At 70.8% G+C, this 16801-nt stretch carries 13 protein-coding genes; 6 read left to right on the top strand and 7 right to left on the bottom strand.

Annotation, left to right across the window (positions count from 1 at the left end):
* Positions 1–589: 589 nt before the first annotated feature.
* A complete protein-coding gene (locus ABZT04_RS16080) occupies positions 590–2527 on the bottom strand; it encodes a glycogen debranching N-terminal domain-containing protein (protein ID WP_356056870.1) in 1938 nt (645 codons plus the stop codon).
* Positions 2524–4005: a hypothetical protein gene (locus tag ABZT04_RS16075; RefSeq protein WP_356056869.1), complete on the bottom strand. Its 1482-nt coding sequence runs from the start codon at positions 4003–4005 to the stop codon at positions 2524–2526. The genes ABZT04_RS16080 and ABZT04_RS16075 overlap by 4 nt, the downstream gene beginning before the upstream one ends.
* Before the next feature lie 120 nt (positions 4006–4125).
* Here ABZT04_RS16075 and ABZT04_RS16070 point away from each other — a divergent pair, with 120 nt between their 5' ends.
* The 3 genes from ABZT04_RS16070 to ABZT04_RS16060 all read left to right on the top strand — a co-directional run bounded on the left by ABZT04_RS16070 (position 4126) and on the right by ABZT04_RS16060 (position 9535).
* Positions 4126–5328, top strand: coding sequence for an ROK family protein (locus ABZT04_RS16070; protein ID WP_356056868.1), 1203 nt, complete (start codon positions 4126–4128; stop codon positions 5326–5328).
* Positions 5329–5745: 417 nt separating this feature from the next.
* Positions 5746–8466, top strand: a complete 2721-nt coding sequence (gene ppdK, locus ABZT04_RS16065; protein WP_356056867.1) for a pyruvate, phosphate dikinase — start codon at positions 5746–5748, stop codon at positions 8464–8466.
* 274 nt (positions 8467–8740) lie between these two features.
* Positions 8741–9535, top strand: a complete 795-nt coding sequence (locus ABZT04_RS16060; RefSeq protein ID WP_356056865.1) for a hypothetical protein — start codon at positions 8741–8743, stop codon at positions 9533–9535.
* Positions 9536–9628: 93 nt separating this feature from the next.
* Here ABZT04_RS16060 and ABZT04_RS16055 read toward each other — a convergent pair whose 3' ends face one another.
* Complete coding sequence (locus tag ABZT04_RS16055) at positions 9629–10108, bottom strand: excalibur calcium-binding domain-containing protein (protein ID WP_356056862.1); 480 nt, start codon at positions 10106–10108, stop codon at positions 9629–9631.
* 91 nt (positions 10109–10199) lie between these two features.
* Here ABZT04_RS16055 and ABZT04_RS16050 point away from each other — a divergent pair, with 91 nt between their 5' ends.
* Positions 10200–11132 carry an oxidoreductase gene (locus ABZT04_RS16050; protein WP_356056860.1) on the top strand — a complete coding sequence of 311 codons (933 nt, stop codon included), beginning with the start codon at positions 10200–10202 and terminating at the stop codon, positions 11130–11132.
* Between the two features lie 10 nt (positions 11133–11142).
* Here ABZT04_RS16050 and ABZT04_RS16045 read toward each other — a convergent pair whose 3' ends face one another.
* The 4 genes from ABZT04_RS16045 to nirB all read right to left on the bottom strand — a co-directional run bounded on the left by ABZT04_RS16045 (position 11143) and on the right by nirB (position 15594).
* Positions 11143–11913, bottom strand: a complete 771-nt coding sequence (locus ABZT04_RS16045) for a glucose 1-dehydrogenase (protein ID WP_356056858.1) — start codon at positions 11911–11913, stop codon at positions 11143–11145.
* Between the two features lie 77 nt (positions 11914–11990).
* On the bottom strand, positions 11991–12575 hold the full coding sequence (locus ABZT04_RS16040) for a TetR/AcrR family transcriptional regulator (protein WP_356056857.1): 585 nt from the start codon (positions 12573–12575) through the stop codon (positions 11991–11993).
* Positions 12576–12622: 47 nt separating this feature from the next.
* Positions 12623–12982 carry a nitrite reductase small subunit NirD gene (nirD, locus tag ABZT04_RS16035; RefSeq protein ID WP_356056856.1) on the bottom strand — a complete coding sequence of 120 codons (360 nt, stop codon included), beginning with the start codon at positions 12980–12982 and terminating at the stop codon, positions 12623–12625.
* On the bottom strand, positions 12979–15594 hold the full coding sequence (nirB, locus tag ABZT04_RS16030) for a nitrite reductase large subunit NirB (protein WP_356056854.1): 2616 nt from the start codon (positions 15592–15594) through the stop codon (positions 12979–12981). The genes nirD and nirB overlap by 4 nt, the downstream gene beginning before the upstream one ends.
* A gap of 278 nt (positions 15595–15872) precedes the next feature.
* On the opposite strand from nirB, the gene ABZT04_RS16025 reads away from it, so the two are divergent.
* Together ABZT04_RS16025 and ABZT04_RS16020 are read left to right on the top strand one after the other, a co-directional pair.
* Complete coding sequence (locus tag ABZT04_RS16025) at positions 15873–16376, top strand: hypothetical protein (RefSeq protein WP_356056852.1); 504 nt, start codon at positions 15873–15875, stop codon at positions 16374–16376.
* Positions 16377–16385: 9 nt separating this feature from the next.
* A partial coding sequence (locus tag ABZT04_RS16020; RefSeq protein WP_356056851.1) for a sensor domain-containing protein occupies positions 16386–16801 on the top strand: 416 nt, incomplete at its 3' end.

Here is a 16801-nt window from a genome sequence, read left to right as displayed (position 1 = left end):
AAGGGCTGGCCTGTGGCTTGGCGCCGGTGGAGGAGTCGGCCTCCGTCTCCGCGCCTGCGGAAAGCCCGGTCGAGCTGCCCGCGCCCGTCGAAGTCCCGGCGCTGGCCCCGGACTTGCTCTTCCGCTTCATCGAAGTCTCGGCGCCGACGCTGGACTTGCTCTCCGGCTTCGCCGAAGTCCCGGCGTCGACCCCGGACGTGCGCTCCAGCTTCGCCGAAGCCCCAGCCCCGAAAGCGGACTTACCGTCCACCCCAGCCGAAGCCCCCTCACCCGCCCCGGCCTCGCCCTCGCCGCCCGTGGAAACCGCGCCCGGCGCAGCCTCCTCCTTGGCTATCGCGCCACCCGGTGTCGGTGTCGCGTCCGTGTCGTTGTCCGGCGGCAGTACCTTGCCATCGGCTGCCCCGGCCGTGTTCGGTGTCTGGCGTGTGCTCGTGTGCTGAGGCAACCCGAAGGTCCTTCCATGCGGAGCCCGTGATCGGAGCGGCGACCCTTACGGGGAGGCAGGGCCGCCGTCATTCCGTACGAGTTGCCTCATGCGCCCGTTCACGGAACTGGGCAAACACCCGGCAAACGCCTTATCACCGTTGTGTCACGCGCCTCCGACCGCCGTGAGCAGCGCCAATGGAGTCGCCGCCGACCGGGACTCCCGCACGCACGCGTGCGGGTACGGAACCGGCTCCGGGTGGGTGTCGCGGCCGTAGCCCGCGAGGACCTCCGGGAGGCGGTGGCCGGCCGCCGTCGCCGCGTCGACCAGGGCGTGGGCGACCGTACGGGCCTCGTCGTGCAGGCCGTAGCGGGCCAGGCCGAGGGTGATCAGCGCGTTGTCGTGCGGCCAGACCGAACCCCGGTGGTAGGACAGGGGGTGGTACGCCGCTTGGCCGGAGGCCAGTGTGCGGACGCCCCAGCCCGAGAAGAAGTCCGGCGCGAGGAGCCTGCGGCCGACCAGTTCGCCGTACTCCTTGTCCAAAAGGCCGGACCACAGCAGATGGCCCGCGTCGGACGCCAGCGCGTCGACTTGCCGGCCCTCGCCGTCCAGGGCCAGCGCCGGGAAGGAGTGGTCCGGCATCCAGAAGTCCCGCTGGAAACGGTCCCGCAGGTCGGCCGCCGCCTGTTCCAGGAGGGCCGCGTACGTCTCGTCCTCCCACACCGTCCGCGCGACCCACGCCGTACGGCGGAGCGCGTCGTACGCGTATCCCTGCGCGCCCGCCGCCATGACCGGACCGCTCGCGCGGACCCCGTCGGCACCGCAGATGGCGCCGGGGGAGTCCTTCCAGTTCTGGTTGGCGAGGCCGCCCTGGTCGGCGCGGTAGACGAGATAGCCGCGGGAGGTCAGGCCGCCGTGGTCCAGCATCCAGCCGATCGCGGCACGGGCGTTGGGCTCCAGACGGCGGGCCAGGGCCGTGTCACCGGTCTGCTCGACATACGTGCCCAGCAGCACCAGGAACAGCGGGGTCGCGTCCACCGAGCCGTAGTAACGCCCGTACGGCACCTGCCCGAAGTGCGCCAACTCGCCGTGGCGCACCTCGTGCACGATCTTGCCGGGCTGCGACACCGACTCCGGTCCCACGGCCGTCGCCTGCGTCGCCGCGAGCGCCGGCAGTGTGGCGGCGGCGAGTTGGGGGCGGTAGGGGAGGGCGAAGAGGGAGGTCAGCAGCGCGTCCCTGCCCAGGAGGGTGAGGAACCATGGTGCCCCGGCCGCCGGTACGCGCAGTTCCTCGCCGTCCGGGCCCGTCGCCGGGATCTGGAGCGCGGCCAGGTCCGACAGGCCCCGGGCGCAGGCGGCGGCCAACTCCGGCCAGCCGGTGGGGAAGGAGACACCCTCGATGTACTCGCCCTCCAGCGCGAGGAGTTGGTCGTTCAGTGCGGCCGGTGAGCGCGGTACCCGCCGCGCCCGCTTGTCGCCGTGCGGGCGGGCCATCACGCGCAGGGCCAGTTCGGCGGTGCCGTGTGGTGCGAGGTCCAGGGTCCACACCAGGCGGCGGGCGCCGGTGCCGGTCTCCTCGACGCCGTCGGGAGCCGGCTCGGCCGTGACCGTCGTAAGGGAACGCCATTCGCCGCGCTGGTAGGCGAACTCCACACCGTCGTCGAGGACTTGGCGGGAGCGGGTGGCGCCGATCTTGGTGTAGGTGCGGTGGTCGGAGCGGAGTTCGAACTGGTCCGTGAAGTCGGCGTCCGCGGTGACCGCGAGCCGGACCGTCGTCGGCACCGGGCGGTTGCTGGTCACCTTGAGCGACTCGACGAACGCGCCGTCGCCCACGGCCTGTTCACGGAAGAGCGTGTGCGCGGGCGGCTCCTGCCGGCCGCCGCGGGGGACCAGCACACAGCGCGCCATGTCCCCGTCGGCCACCGGAGTGAGCGCCTCGGGCACCGCGCCGTCGATCGTCAACTGCCAACGGCTCAGATGCCGGGCGTCCCGTACGAACAACCCGTCCGGGGAACTGCCGCCCCGTACGCCGCTGATGTCCCCGCCGTCGCCCACGGCCGCGAACGTCCCGCCGTGCACGAGCAGATGGTGTCGGTCCGTCATCCCCGGTCCCCTCCCTTGACGCCCTTGACTCCCTTGGCGGCCTTGGCCTCTGTGCCGTTCACTTCTGTGTCACGCATGTCGAACGTGGCGGCGCCCGTCCCGGACACGCCGTGCCCAGGGGGCTCGTGGAGCAGATCGAGGGTCAGTGCGGCGGTCCAACTGAAGCCGGTCGCGCCGCACGCCTCCCCGTCGTACGGGTCGACGTACTCGGCGAAGGCGGTCCTCTCGGCGGTCTTCAGGAACGCCGTCCGCAGCGCGTCCGCCCGCGACTGCTCGCCGTGCAGCCGCAGGCCGCGCTCCAGCAGCCAGCTCGTGTTGAACCAGGCCGGCCCGCGCCAGTACCGGTGCGGATCGAAGGCCTCGCCCAACAGGTCGTAGCTGGGCGGGAGTTCGGTGCTGTCGCCGAGGCCGAAGTGCGGGCCGGACGCCGTACGGACGAGGGCCGAGGCGATGTCCCGGGGCAGGTCGGGGAGCAGGAGCGGGATGAGGCCGGAGACGCTGCGCTCGGGGATGAGGCCCTCGCCCCGTACGTCCCGGCAGAAGAACATGCCCTCCGCCGGGTCCCACAGCCGCTCGATCAGCACGCACGTCAACCGTTCCGCGCGCGCGTGCCGGGCCGTGCCCGTCGCGCCCAACTCCCGTGCGATACGGGCGAGTGCGTGCTCGGAGGCGATGAGGAGGGCGTTGAAGGACGGGTCCTCCACCGCGAACTCGCTTGCTCCGTCGGCATATTCGCCGTCCCGGTAGTCCGTCGCGAGGCGTACGTAACGGCCGTAGTCGAGGTCCGTGGGCCGGTCCTCGGCCGCTCCGTGGTCGAGGTCGGCGCGGCGGAAGGAGCGGGCGGGAGCGGGGGTGATCCGGCTCAACGGGGCGTCCCAGCAAGGGCTGTTGTCCATACCCTGTTCCCAGGGGTGCACGACGGACGCGAGTCCGCCGCCGCCCAGGTCCCGCCGGTGCAGCAGATAGCGGTGCCAGGCGGCCAGCCGGGGATACACACCGGCGAGGAAGCCGCGCGCGCGGGAGAGGCCCGGGTCGGCGCGGTGCACCAGCCAGGCGGCGAGCGCGTGCACCGGTGGCTGCACGATGCCCGAGGTCTGTACGGTGCGCGGGGCGTCCGCTGCGCGCCCCGCGGTCGAGGAGCGCCAGAAGTCGGGGCTCGGGAAGTACGCGTCGAGCGGTACGGAGGGGTTGAAGACGATGTGCGGGATCCGGCCGTCGCCCCACTGGGCCGCCAGCAGCGTCTCCAGCTCCGTCTGCGCCCGCAGCGGGGACAGGTGCCGCAGCCCGATCGCGATGAACGCGGAGTCCCAGGACCACTGGTGCGGATACAGGCCGCGGGAGGGCACCGTGGACGCTCCCGTCCAGTTCCCGTCCAGGACGGCGGCCGCCCTGCGATGCAGCGAACCGGACAAGGACGGCGGATCGTATACGAGGTCGCGCTCCGCGGGCAGGACGGTGAGCTGGGCAGTGCGATCCACTCGGGGCTCCACGAAAGACGTCGTGCCGACCGGTTCGGTCTTGGCTACCGTAGGGTTACGTCTATTTAACACGCAAAACTCAATATGTAATGCAGGGTTGAGAAACACAAGGGGGTGCGCATGACGGGACGAGGTCAGGCGAGCGCCGGAGATCTGCTCGAACTGGTGCGTACCGGGCGCGCCACGACCCGCGGCGCCCTCCAACAGGTGACGGGACTCTCCCGCGCGACCGTCGGCCAGCGCCTGGACCGGCTCTTCCGTGCCGGCTGGCTGCGCGAGGGAGCGGGCGGCCCGGTGGACTCCCCGCTGGGCGGCAGGCCGTCGATCACCCTCGAATTCGACGACGCCCACGCCGTGGTCCTTGCGGCGGACCTGGACACCCGCCACGCGCGCGCGTGCGTCCTCACCCTCACCGGCGAGATCCTCGCCGAGCACGGCGGCACGCTGGTCATCGAGGACGGCCCGGACGCCGTACTCGGTGAACTCGGCCGCTGGTTCGCCGAGTTGCTGGAGAAGGCCGGACACCGGCCGTCCGAGGTCTGCGGGATCGGCCTCGCGGTCCCCGGGCCCGTCGACAGCGAGACCGGCCGGGTCGTCCAGCCGCCGATCATGCCCGGCTGGGACGGCTACGACATAAGAGGCCGCCTGGCCCGCGCCTTCACGGAACACACCGGCGTCCCCCGGGTGCCGGTCCTCGTCGACAACGACGCCAACCTCATGGCCTACGGTGAACAGCGCACCGGCCACCCCGACTGCTCGGCCTTCGTCCTGGTCAAGGTGTCGACGGGCATCGGCGCGGGGGTCGTCGTGGACGGCTCGCTGTACCGGGGCATCGATGGCGGCGCCGGGGACATCGGCCATATCCGGGTTCCGGCGGGCGCGGACGCGCTGTGCCGGTGCGGGTCCTACGGCTGTCTGGCGGCCGTGGCGAGCGGTGGCGCCGTGGCGCGACGGCTGGCCGAGACCGGGGTGCCGGCGGCGTCCGGCTCGGATGTGCGGGACCTGCTGGCGTCGGGGCACCCCGGAGCCGCCGCGTTTGCCCGGGAGGCCGGACGGCAGGTCGGGGACGTCCTGGCGACCGTGGTGACACTGCTCAACCCCGGAGTTCTGATGATCGCGGGAGACCTGGCCGGGACCTCCTTCCTCACGGGCGTGCGTGAACTGCTGTACCAGCGGGCGCTGCCGCGCTCCACCGCTCATCTGCACGTGCTGACCTCGCGGCTCGGTGAGCGGGCCGGACTGGTGGGCGCCGGGGCGCTGGTCGTGGAGCATCTGTACGCGCCTGAGCGGGTCGAGGAGCGCTTGCTCGCGCTGGGCATGTGACGTCCGCGTTTCCGTCCGGAGGCCGGTCCGTCCGGCCGTCCGGATGGTGAAATCCGGCCGGGTGTGGAAGCGTGATTCTCGCCACCTTTGATAGGAGTGGCGCTCAGGTGAGCGGATCTTGCGCGGCTGCACTTCTCCAAGGGGTGGCACTCCGTGCCACCCTATGATCGTTCATCGATCGAAAACAGGCGAGCCGCAATCCGCTCAGGTGAGCAGGTTGTCCCGCCTTTGGGCGGCGTTGCGTTCAAGAAGTGAAAACAACCGGCGGCCAACACTTGTCAAGCTTTGACTTTGGATCCGCTGGCGGACGACTGGTTACGGACGCATGACATGCAAGTGGACGTACCCAGGCGCCTTCGATCTGGGTATGTTCCTGGCCGTCAGGGCAGCCACCCGCGTCCCGAGGAGTCGAGACCCGTGTCGGAAAACAAAGAACCCCACGTAGTGAAGTTCGTCTACGACTTCACCGAGGGAAACAAGGACCTCAAGGACCTCCTCGGCGGCAAGGGTGCCAACCTCGCCGAGATGACCAACCTGGGCCTTCCCGTCCCTCCGGGTTTCACCATCACCACCGAGGCCTGCAAGACCTACCTCGACAGCGGCGAGGAGCCGGCGGCACTGCGTGACGAGGTGAGCGCCCACCTCGACGCCCTCGAAGCGACCATGGGCAAGAAGCTCGGGCAGGCCGACGACCCTCTCCTCGTATCGGTCCGTTCCGGGGCGAAGTTCTCCATGCCCGGCATGATGGACACCGTCCTGAACATCGGCCTCTCCGACAAGTCCGTACAGGGCCTGGCGAAGCAGGCAGGCGACGAGCGCTTCGCGTGGGACTCCTACCGCCGCCTCATCCAGATGTTCGGCAAGACCGTCCTCGGCGTCGACGGCGACCTCTTCGAGGAGGCCCTGGACAAGGCCAAGGAAAGCAAGAAGGTCACGGTCGACACCGAGCTGGACGCGGCCGACCTGAAGAAGCTGGTCACCCGCTTCAAGCGGATCGTCAAGGCCGAGGCCGGCCGCGACTTCCCGCAGGACCCGCGCGAGCAGATGGACCTCGCCATCCACGCGGTCTTCGACTCCTGGAACACCGACCGCGCCAAGCTCTACCGCCGCCAGGAACGCATCCCGCACGACCTCGGCACCGCCGTCAACGTCTGCTCGATGGTCTTCGGCAACCTCGGCCCCGACTCGGGCACCGGTGTCGCGTTCACCCGCGACCCCGCCTCCGGTCACCAGGGCGTCTACGGCGACTACCTCCAGAACGCCCAGGGCGAGGACGTCGTCGCGGGCATCCGCAACACGGTCCCGCTCGCGGAGCTGGAGCAGATCGACAAGACGTCGTACGACCAGCTCATGCGGATCATGGAGACCCTGGAGAACCACTACAAGGATCTCTGCGACATCGAGTTCACCATCGAGCGCGGCCAGTTGTGGATGCTCCAGACCCGCGTCGGCAAGCGCACCGCCGGTGCCGCGTTCCGGATCGCGACCCAGCTCGTCGACCAGGGGCTCATCGACGAGGCCGAGGCCCTCCAGCGCGTCACCGGCGCCCAGTTGGCGCAGTTGATGTTCCCGCGCTTCGACGAGGAGGCCAAGGTCCAGCAGGTCGGCCGGGGTATCGCGGCCTCGCCGGGCGCGGCCGTCGGCAAGGCGGTCTTCGACTCGTACACGGCGGTGAAGTGGTCGCGTTCGGGCGAGAAGGTCATCCTGGTCCGCCGCGAGACCAACCCCGACGACCTCGACGGCATGATCGCGGCCGAGGGCATCCTGACGTCCCGGGGCGGCAAGACCTCGCACGCGGCCGTCGTCGCGCGCGGCATGGGCAAGACCTGTGTCTGCGGCGCGGAGGAGCTCGAGGTCGACACCAAGCGGCGCCGGATGACCGTGCCGGGCGGGCACGTCGTCGAGGAGGGCGACGTCATCTCCATCGACGGCTCCAGCGGCAAGGTGTACCTCGGCGAGGTCCCGGTCGTGCCCTCCCCGGTCGTCGAGTACTTCGAGGGGCGCATGCACGCGGGCGCCGACGACGCCGACGAACTGGTCGAGGCCGTGCACCGCATCATCGGGTACGCCGACCGGGTGCGACGGCTGCGGGTGCGCGCCAACGCGGACAACGCCGAGGACGCGCTGCGCGCCCGCCGCTTCGGCGCCCAGGGCATCGGCCTGTGCCGTACGGAGCACATGTTCCTCGGCGACCGCCGCGAACTGGTGGAACGGCTGATCCTGGCCGACACGGAGGCCGAGCGCGAGGAGTCCCTGAAGGGTCTGCTGCCGCTCCAGAAGGCGGACTTCGTCGAACTGTTCAAGGCGATGGACGGACTCCCGGTCACCGTCCGCCTGTTGGACCCGCCGCTGCACGAATTCCTCCCGGACATCACGGAGTTGTCCGTCCGTGTCGCGCTGGCCGAATCCCGCCAGGAGTCCCACGAGAACGACCTGCGCCTCCTCCAGGCGGTCCACCGCCTGCACGAGCAGAACCCGATGCTTGGCCTGCGAGGCGTACGCCTGGGTCTCGTGATCCCCGGCCTGTTCACCATGCAGGTGCGGGCGATCGCCGAGGCGGCGGCCGAACGCAAGGCGGCCAAGGGCGACCCGCGCGCCGAGATCATGATCCCGCTCGTCGGCACGGTCCAGGAGCTGGAGATCGTCCGCGAGGAGGCCGACCAGGTCGTCGCCGAGGTGGAGGCCGCGACCGGCACCCAACTCAAGCTGTCCATCGGCACGATGATCGAACTCCCGCGAGCGGCCCTCACGGCCGGCCAGATCGCCGAGGCGGCGGAGTTCTTCTCGTTCGGCACGAACGACCTCACCCAGACGGTGTGGGGCTTCAGCCGCGACGACGTAGAGGCCTCCTTCTTCACCGCCTACCTGGAGAAGGGCATCTTCGGCGTCTCCCCGTTCGAGACGATCGACCGCGACGGCGTCGGCTCCCTGGTCGAACTCGCCGCGAAGGCCGGCCGGGAGACCCGCCCCGACCTCAAGCTCGGCGTCTGCGGCGAACACGGCGGCGACCCCGAGTCGGTCCACTTCTTCCACGAGGTCGGACTCGACTACGTCTCCTGCTCGCCGTTCCGCATCCCGGTGGCGCGACTGGAGGCAGGCCGGGCGGCCTGCGCGGCAGGGGGCAGCGACCACCGCTGACAGACCCCGGAACCGCCACCGGTCATCCTGACCCTCACCGACCCGGCGACGGTTCCGGCACACGAGAAGGGGCGGCACCCTGTGCGGGGGTGCCGCCCCTTCGGCATCGCGGAGTTGGCCGACATGCCGGGATACCGCCAACTCACGGCAACGGCAGGATGAAGAGCTGGCCCATGTCGGCGAGGGTGCACAACTCCTTGGACATCCCCCTGGTCTGACGCGAGTGAAGTGATCACCCAATTCGCCCAATTCATCGAACATGGGGAACCACACCATGCGCAGACGCACCATCGCCGCCGCCGCCACCACAGCCGCCGCCTTCAGCACCGTCCTGGCCGTGGCCGCTCTCGCCGCGCCGGCCGCCGGGGCCGCCCAGGACGACTCGGCCACGGCGTTCTGGAACATCGACGTCAACCACAACCGCGACTACACCGTCGGCGTCGCCGCCACACAGAAGCGGGTGTTCTCGGTCTCCGCGACGGTCAGCGACCCGTCCGGCGTCAAGAGCGTGTCGTACGAGCTGTGGCACGGAGAGAGCCGGGCGAAGGCCGACGGGCTCATGGTCGGGAAGAGCCAGTGCGTGAAGATCAACGAGATGACCTCGGTCTGTGAGGCCCTCGTGACCGCCGACCCGAGCGTCAACCTCCGCAGCAACGCCCTCGCCGGTGTCTGGACCATCACCCCCGTGGCCGTCGACGGCGCCGGCAACACCACCCGCGGGGAAGGTGCCTACTTCGCGCGGATCAAGCGCCAGACGTACATGTCCCAGACCGTCGCCACCCCGCAGCAGGTCAAGAAGGGCGCGAACCTCACGGTCAAGGCCCAGATGACCGTCGCCGGCTGGGAGCAGCGCAAGAACGTCCCCCTCATCGGGCACCAGGTGCTGCTCCAGTACCGCAAGGGCACGACCGGCCCCTTCGTCACGCTCAAGAAGCTCAAGACCGACCGCAACGGCTGGGCCACGTCCACCGTGAAGGTGACGGCGGACGGCGCGTACCGCTACGACTTCGCGGGCACGAGCCTCACCACGGCCACGACCGGCTGGGCCGACTACATCGATGTGAAGTGACGCGGGGGCGCTCCGAGGGTGCCCGGTGAGGGTCGGCAGGCCCCGAGTCTCCTGTACGGCCAGCCGCCCCTCTGCTCTTGCTCTCCTCCGCCGTCACTCGCAGGCGACGCCGTCTCCGTCGCGGTCGAGGTGGGAGTCGTAGCCGGGCTCGCCCGCGTACAGGGGGGTGACGCCGGCGGCGCGGGCGGCGGTGCAGTTCGTGTAGTACACGCTGCTGGAGCCGCTGTCGCCGGAACCGGACCCGGAGCCGCTGCCAGCGGCGGCCTGAGCGGTGACGGTTCTGGTGACCTTGACGGTCTTCGTCACCGTCTTCGTCGTGGTGACCGTGGGCGCGGGCGCCGGGGTGGTGGTCTCCGTGGCGGTCGCGGTGACGGTCATGGTCGGCTGCGGCTTGGCGGCGGCGGGCTTCGCGTCGACCGTGGTGTCCGTCTTGGTGTCCTGGCCGGAAGCGCCTATACCGATGCCGATGAAGAGGGCCAGCCCGAGTGCGGGGAGCACATACCGTTTCCGGGCCCAGCGGGGCGCGGGCCGGACGGGCTGGGGCAGCGGTGGTGGCATGTATGGGTTGGTCATATGGTCCCCCCAAGGTGTGTCGTGCGGACACGTGTAGGGGACGACCGTAGGGCCGGGCTGTGATGCGTGAAGGAAAGGTGACTGTTCCGTGATGAATTCATCGGGTTGGGGCGTGCGGGACATCCCCGACCAGAACGGTCGTGTCGCCGTCGTCACCGGCGCCAACAGCGGACTCGGCTACGTCACCGCGCGTGAACTCGCACGCAAGGGCGCCCGGGTCGTGCTCGCCTGCCGTAGCGAGGTGCGCGGAAACGAGGCGGCCGACCGGATCGTGGCCGAAGTGCCGGGCGCCGAGGCCGAGTTCAGGCGACTGGATCTCGGAGACCTGGCCTCCGTACGGGAGTTCGCGGCCGGTTTCCCGTACGAGCGGCTCGATCTGCTGGTGAACAACGCCGGCGTCATGGCGATGCCGTACGGCACGACGGCGGACGGCTTCGAGACGCACTTCGGCGTCAACCACCTCGGCCACTTCGCCCTCACCGGCCTCCTGCTCCCGGCGCTCCTCGACGCCCCGGACGCCCGCATCGTCACCCTCTCCAGCTTCATGCACCTCCTCGCCAACATCGACATCGACGACCTCAACAGCGAGCGCCGATACAACCGTTGGACGGCCTACTCCCGTTCCAAGACCGCCAACCTCCTCTTCACCCACGAACTCTCGCGACGGCTCACGGCGGCCGGTTCGGGCGCGGTCGCGGCGGCGTCCCACCCCGGGTACGCGGCCACCAACCTCCAAGCTGCGGGGCCTCGGGCGGAGGGCCGCAGGTCCGCCGAGCGCATGGCGGAACTCGGCAACCGGGTCTTCGCCCAGTCGGCGGAGGCCGGCGCGCTCCCCTCCTTGCGCGCGGCGACCGCCCCCGACGTACGCCCCGACTCCTTCTACGGCCCACGCCTCGCGATGTGGCGGGGAGCGCCGGCACCTTCCTGGCGGGCGCCGTGGACCCTCAACGATGCGATGGGGAAACGGCTTTGGGAGGCTTCGGAGGAGTTGACCGGAGTCGTGTACGGCCAACTCAAGGCGTGAGAAACGGGGTTCAGGCCGTAGCCCCGCTGTCCACCACCAGATCCGCGCCCACCACCGACCCCGCGTCGTCCGAGGCCAAGTACAGGACAGCGGCGGCGACTTCGGCCGTGGTCGAGATGCGGCCGAGGGGAAGGGCGGTCCGTACCCGCTCGGCGCGGTCGGCCTCTGTTTCGCCGGGGCGCAGGGACATGGGGGTGTCGGTGGCGCCGGGGCTGACCACGTTGATACGGATGCCCTCGCGGATGTGGTCCACGGCCGCGCCCTTGCTCAGTGCGGCGACGGCGGCCTTGGAGGCGGCGTAGGCGGTGGCGCCGGGGCTGCTCGTGTGTACGCCGAAGGTGGAGGCCACGTTGACGATCGCGCCGCCGGACGGCTGGGCGCGCATCCGCGCGATCTCGGCACGCAGGGCCAGGAAGACACCGGTCACGTTGATGTCGAGCTGGGTGCGCCAGTCGTCCTCGGTGAGGTCGGCGAGCGGGACCCCGCCCCGGAAGACCCCCGCGTTGTTGACGGCCACGTCGAGCGAGCCGTACCGGTCCACGGCGGCCCGCACCAGGGCGTCCGCGTCGGCGGCCTTCGAGACGTCGGCGCTCACGGCGAGGGCCTTGCCGCCCCCGGCCTCGATCAGGGCGACGGTGTCGTCGAGCGGTTCCCGCCGCCGTCCGGCGACGACGACGTTCGCCCCCTCGGCGGCGAACGCGAGGGCGATGGCCCGCCCGATGCCGGAGCCGGCCCCGGTGACGAGGGCGGTCCTGCCGGAGAAGCGGTCGCGGTTGCTCATGAGGGGACCTCTTTCTTGACCGATCGGTTCAGTATGAGTTCATGAAAAAACCGCCCGAGAAGGGCGGGAGTGTGCGGTCAGTCCAGTAGGGCCAGCGCCTGTTCCGCCGCGTCCCGTACCCGCGCCGGGTCGCCCGACGCCCTGCCGACCACCCGCAGCCCCTGCATCAGCACCAGCAGCATGCGCGCGAGGGTGAGCGGATCGCGGTCGGTGGGCAGCTCGCCCTGCGCCTGGGCCCGCATCAGCGCCGAGCGCAGCACGGCCTCCAACTGGTCCCAGTTGCGCTCGACGAGTCGGGTCGCGGCCCGGTCGTGCGGGGCGAGTTCGGCCGCCGTGTTGGTCACCAGGCAGCCCAGCGAGCGGAGTTGCTCGTTCGCCGCCTCGGTCGCGTAACGCCGTACGAGCGCTCGTACGGGCGGCAGCGCGGGGCCCGGCCGGGACAGCTCGCGCACCATCGGGGTGAGCCCCGCCCGGTCGTAGCGCTCCAGGGCCTTCAGATACAGCTCGTGCTTGTTGCCGAAGGTCGCGTAGATGCTGGCGCGCCCGATGCCGAGGTGGTCGACCAGGTCGGACATCGACGTCGCCTCGAAGCCGCGCCGCCAGAACAGCTCAAGGGCTGCCTGCAGCGCGGCCTCGGGATCGAACTCCTTGGTCCTGGCCACATAGCGCAGCCTAGGTTTTTCTGGAACGGTCAGTCAAGTAGCCGCTGTCAAGCGGTCCGTACCTCGTACGCCGCCACCCGCACCGCCCCGTCGTCCAGGCACTCCCCGGAGACCAGGTCGAACCGCTGCTTCAGCAGGGGCGAGGCGACGAACGGGCGGCCCTGGTGGGTGCCCGTCAGGCCGCGGGAGAGGACCGCCGCGCCGCCGAACGGGTCGCGGTTGTCGATGCCGTAGAGGGTGCCGGAGCGGTCGCGGAACAGGGCGACCTGCCGGCCGTCGGGCAGCAGGGCCGCCACTCCGCGGCCGGGGATGAGCTGGGTCAGGTCGCAGACCGTGAACCAGGCATCGTCTTCGGAATCCAGCCGGATCTGAACCTTCAGGTCCGTCGTCTCGGGAGCCAGGGTCATCGCTGGGCGCTTCCTTCCAGGACGTCTGCGGTCTGCTGGGGCCGCATGCCGATGGTCAGCAGGGGCAGGTCGGGCTTGATCTGGTCGCGCTCGGGGACGAAGCCGACGACCGGGTCCGGGGTGTCGGGCGCGTTCACGAAGGACACGAACCGGCCCAGCTTCTCGGGGTCGTTGATGGTCTCGGCCCACTCGTCGCGGTAGCCGGCGACATGCGCGGTCATCAGCGACTCCAGCTCCTCGCAGATACCGAGCGAGTCCTCCACGACCACCTCGCGGACGTGGTCCAGGCCGCCCGGGATCCGCTCCAGCCACACGCTGGTGCGCTCCAGCCGGTCGGCCGTACGGATGTAGAACATCAGGAACCGGTCGATCAGGCGTACCAGTTCGGCGTCGCTCAGGTCCTGCGCCAGCAGGTCCGCGTGGCGCGGGGTCGCGCCGCCGTTGCCGCCGACGTAGAGGTTCCAGCCGTTGGCGGTGGCGATGACGCCGAAGTCCTTCGACTGGGCCTCGGCGCACTCGCGGGCGCAGCCGGAGACCGCCGACTTGAGCTTGTGCGGCGACCTCAGGCCTCGGTAGCGCAGCTCCAGGTCGATCGCCATCCGGACCGAGTCCTGGACGCCGTAGCGGCACCAGGTCTGGCCCACACAGGACTTGACGGTCCGTAGGGCCTTTCCGTAGGCGTGGCCGGACTCGAAGCCGGCGTCCACCAACCGGGCCCAGATCAGCGGGAGTTGTTCGACACGGGCGCCGAAGAGGTCGATGCGCTGGCCACCGGTGATCTTCGTGTAGAGGCCGAAGTCCCGGGCCACCTCGCCGATCACGATGAGCTTCTCGGGGGTGATCTCGCCGCCGGGGATGCGCGGCACGATCGAATAGGAGCCGTTCTTCTGGAGGTTGGCGAGGAAGTGGTCGTTGCTGTCCTGCAACGCCGCCTGCTCGCCGTCCAGGACGTAGCCGCTCGCGCCGATCGTCGGGGCGAGGGAGGCGATGATCGAGGCGACCGTCGGCTTGCAGGTCTCGCAGCCGTCGCCGCCCCGGGCCTCCTCGCGGCCGTAGCGGTCCAGCAGTTCCTGGTAGGTGTTGATGCGGAGCGCGAGGGCGATCTCGTACAGCTCCTCGCGGGTCTGCCCGAAGCAGCCGCACAGGCCCTTGTCGACCTCGACGCCGTTCGCCTCCAGCTCGGCGGTGACGAGCTGGCCGAGCACCTTGACGCAACTCCCGCAGCCGGTACCGGCCTTGGTGCACTTCTTCACCTCGGGCACGCTCGTGCAGGAGTGCTCGGTGACCGCGCCGCGGATCGCGCCCTTGGTGACGTTGTGGCAGGAGCAGACGACGGCCGCGTCGGGCAGCGCGGACGGGCCGAGCTGGACGGCCTCTCCGGAACCGGCCGGCAGCACCAACTGCTCGGGGGAGACGGGCGGTACGGACCCGGTGAACGCGCGCAGCGTGCCGTACGCGTCCGCGTCGCCGACCAGGATGCCGCCCAGCAGCTCGCCGCCCCGGCCGATGACCAGCTTCTTGTACGTGCCGGCCCGCGCGTCGGAGTAGACGACGTCGAGGCAGTCCTCGGTCGCGCCGTGCGCGTCGCCGAAGGACGCCACGTCCACGCCGAGCAGCTTCAGCTTGGTCGACAAGTCGGCGCCGGTGAAGGCCGATTCGTCCTGCGCGATGGTCGCGGCGACCGTCTCCGCCTGTTCGTAGCCGGGGGCCACCAGGCCGTACACCCGACCGTCGGCGGCCAGCGCGCACTCGCCGATCGCGAACACGTGCGGGTCGGCGACCGTACGGCACTGCTCGTCGACCGTGATGCCGCCGCGCTCACCGACAGTCAGGCCCGATTCGCGGGCGAGTTGGTCGCGGGGGCGGACACCGGCGCTGAACACCACCATGTCGGTGGCGAGTTCGGAGCCGTCCGACAGCTTCATCCCGGTGACGGCACCGGACTCGTCCGCCAGGATCTCCTGCGTACCGGTCCCGGTGTGGACGCTCAGGCCCATGTCCTCGATGGTGCGCAGCAGGGCCGCGCCACCGCCCTCGTCGACCTGCACCGGCATCAGCCGGGGCGCGAACTCCACGATGTGTGTGGCCAGTCCGAGCCCCTTGAGCGCACCGGCGGCCTCCAGGCCGAGCAGCCCGCCGCCGACCACGGCACCCGTCGTCGCCCGCGCCTTCGCGTACTCCTCGATCGCGAGCAGGTCCTCGATCGTGCGGTAGACGAAACAGCCGTCGGAGTCCTTGCCCGGGACGGGCGGCACGAACGGGTACGAGCCGGTGGCGAGGACGAGGGTGTCGTACTCAACTGTCAGGCCGGAGCGGGCGGTTACCGTCTTCGCCGCCCGGTCGATCGTCTCGGCCGGGTCGCCGATGTACAGCTCGATCCCGTGGTCCTTGATGAACTCCGCGTCCGTGAGCGAGAGTTCCTCGGGCGTACGGCCCGAGAAGTACGAGGTGAGCTGGACGCGGTCGTACGCCGGGCGTGGTTCCTCGCACAGCACGACCACGCGGTGTGTCGCGGTCAGGCCGCGCTCGGCGAGCGCTTCGAGGAAGCGCTGACCGACCATGCCGTGGCCGACAAGCACGATGGTGGGTACCGCACGGGGATTCGAGGTCATGCCAGGAGCCTGCGACGCCGGTGTTACCCGACCGCATCACATCTGTTTCCCGTGAGGAACGCTGCCCTCAGCGGGAGCGCGCGGAGGGTGTGAGGGTTCCGGGTGGGCGCCGGGGGCGGAGTGTGAGGCCGGGGCGGGATCGGCCGGTTCGGTTAACCGAACCCCGCACTTCCGTGCAGGCACCATCGTGTACGGCGGGCGGTGGCGGAAGGCTGGAGGCATCGGGTTCATCGCGGCTCACCGCAGCTCACACCAGTTCACCGCCAGGAGGAAGCACCATGGACAGTGTCCGGCATGTGCAGGTTCGCGCCACCCCGGCGGGCCCGATCCAGCAGACCCTACGGGCGCCCTTCACCGCGGAGACATGGCGCCGCACCGCCTACGCCCTGCTCGCCCTGCCGCTGGGCCTGATCTGCGTCCCGCTCTCCCTCCTCGGCGCGCCCACGGCCCGCTGGCAGCGGAATCTCCTCCGCCGCTTCCTGCACACGGAGGTGCCCGGCACCGCCCGCGGCGGCGGCCTGCGCCACGCCCTGCTCACCGTCCCCCTCAATCTCGTCACGGCCTTCGTCGCCCTCTACGGCTGGGCGATCGTCCCGCTGAACCTCGGCTGGCCGGTGCGGGCCGGCTCCGACTACTCCGGCGCGTGGGGCGGCCCCACCTTCGTCGGCGCCTGGGCCTTCCACGCCATAGTGGGCGGCATCGGCTTCCTGCTGCTGATGCCGTGGGTGGTGCGGGGCCTGACCGCCGTCCAGCTCCGTGTCGCCAGGTCGCTCCTCTCCTAGGTTGATCCCATGCCGCGCCTCCGCTCCCTGGCCGCCGCCACCTTCGGCCCCCGCGCCCTGGCCGCCGTCCTCTACGGCGTGCTCGCCCTCCCGCTCGCCCTGGCCGGCTTCTTCCTCACCTTCGTCGGGCTGGCGTTCGGCGGGGCGCTGTCGGTGACCACGCTGGGGCTGTGGCTGCTGGCCGTCACCGTGCGGGGCGCGCTGGCGCTGGGCGTGGTGCAGCGGGGGCTCGCGCGGAAGCTGCTCGGCCTGGAGATCGAACCGCCGGGCGCGGCGGACGCGGGCAGCGGGGTCCTCGGGTGGCGGCGGGGCGTCCTGCTGGACCGGGCGGGCTGGCGGGCGGTCGGCTGCGCGCTGCTGACGCCGTTCACAGCCGTCTTCGCGTACGCGGCCGTCGTCATCGGATACGTCTACGGCGTCCTGCT

It is taken from the genome of Streptomyces sp. NPDC005492 (assembly GCF_040605995.1).
Lineage (GTDB): Bacteria > Actinomycetota > Actinomycetes > Streptomycetales > Streptomycetaceae > Streptomyces.
The sequence above is the reverse complement of the archived record's forward strand: the minus strand, read 5'-3'. Positions and strand labels throughout refer to the sequence as shown.

Bases quoted from the DNA above. Each gene is read 5' to 3' on its own strand.
- ABZT04_RS16080 (WP_356056870.1), bottom strand. From the start codon at position 2,527: ATGACGGACCGACACCATCTGCTCGTGCACGGCGGGACGTTCGCGGCC.
- ABZT04_RS16070 (WP_356056868.1), top strand. From the start codon at position 4,126: ATGACGGGACGAGGTCAGGCGAGCGCCGGAGATCTGCTCGAACTGGTG.
- ABZT04_RS16060 (WP_356056865.1), top strand. From the start codon at position 8,741: ATGCGCAGACGCACCATCGCCGCCGCCGCCACCACAGCCGCCGCCTTC.
- ABZT04_RS16055 (WP_356056862.1), bottom strand. From the start codon at position 10,108: ATGACCAACCCATACATGCCACCACCGCTGCCCCAGCCCGTCCGGCCC.
- ABZT04_RS16050 (WP_356056860.1), top strand. From the start codon at position 10,200: ATGAATTCATCGGGTTGGGGCGTGCGGGACATCCCCGACCAGAACGGT.
- ABZT04_RS16045 (WP_356056858.1), bottom strand. From the start codon at position 11,913: ATGAGCAACCGCGACCGCTTCTCCGGCAGGACCGCCCTCGTCACCGGG.
- nirD (WP_356056856.1), bottom strand. From the start codon at position 12,982: ATGACCCTGGCTCCCGAGACGACGGACCTGAAGGTTCAGATCCGGCTG.
- nirB (WP_356056854.1), bottom strand. From the start codon at position 15,594: ATGACCTCGAATCCCCGTGCGGTACCCACCATCGTGCTTGTCGGCCAC.
- ABZT04_RS16025 (WP_356056852.1), top strand. From the start codon at position 15,873: ATGGACAGTGTCCGGCATGTGCAGGTTCGCGCCACCCCGGCGGGCCCG.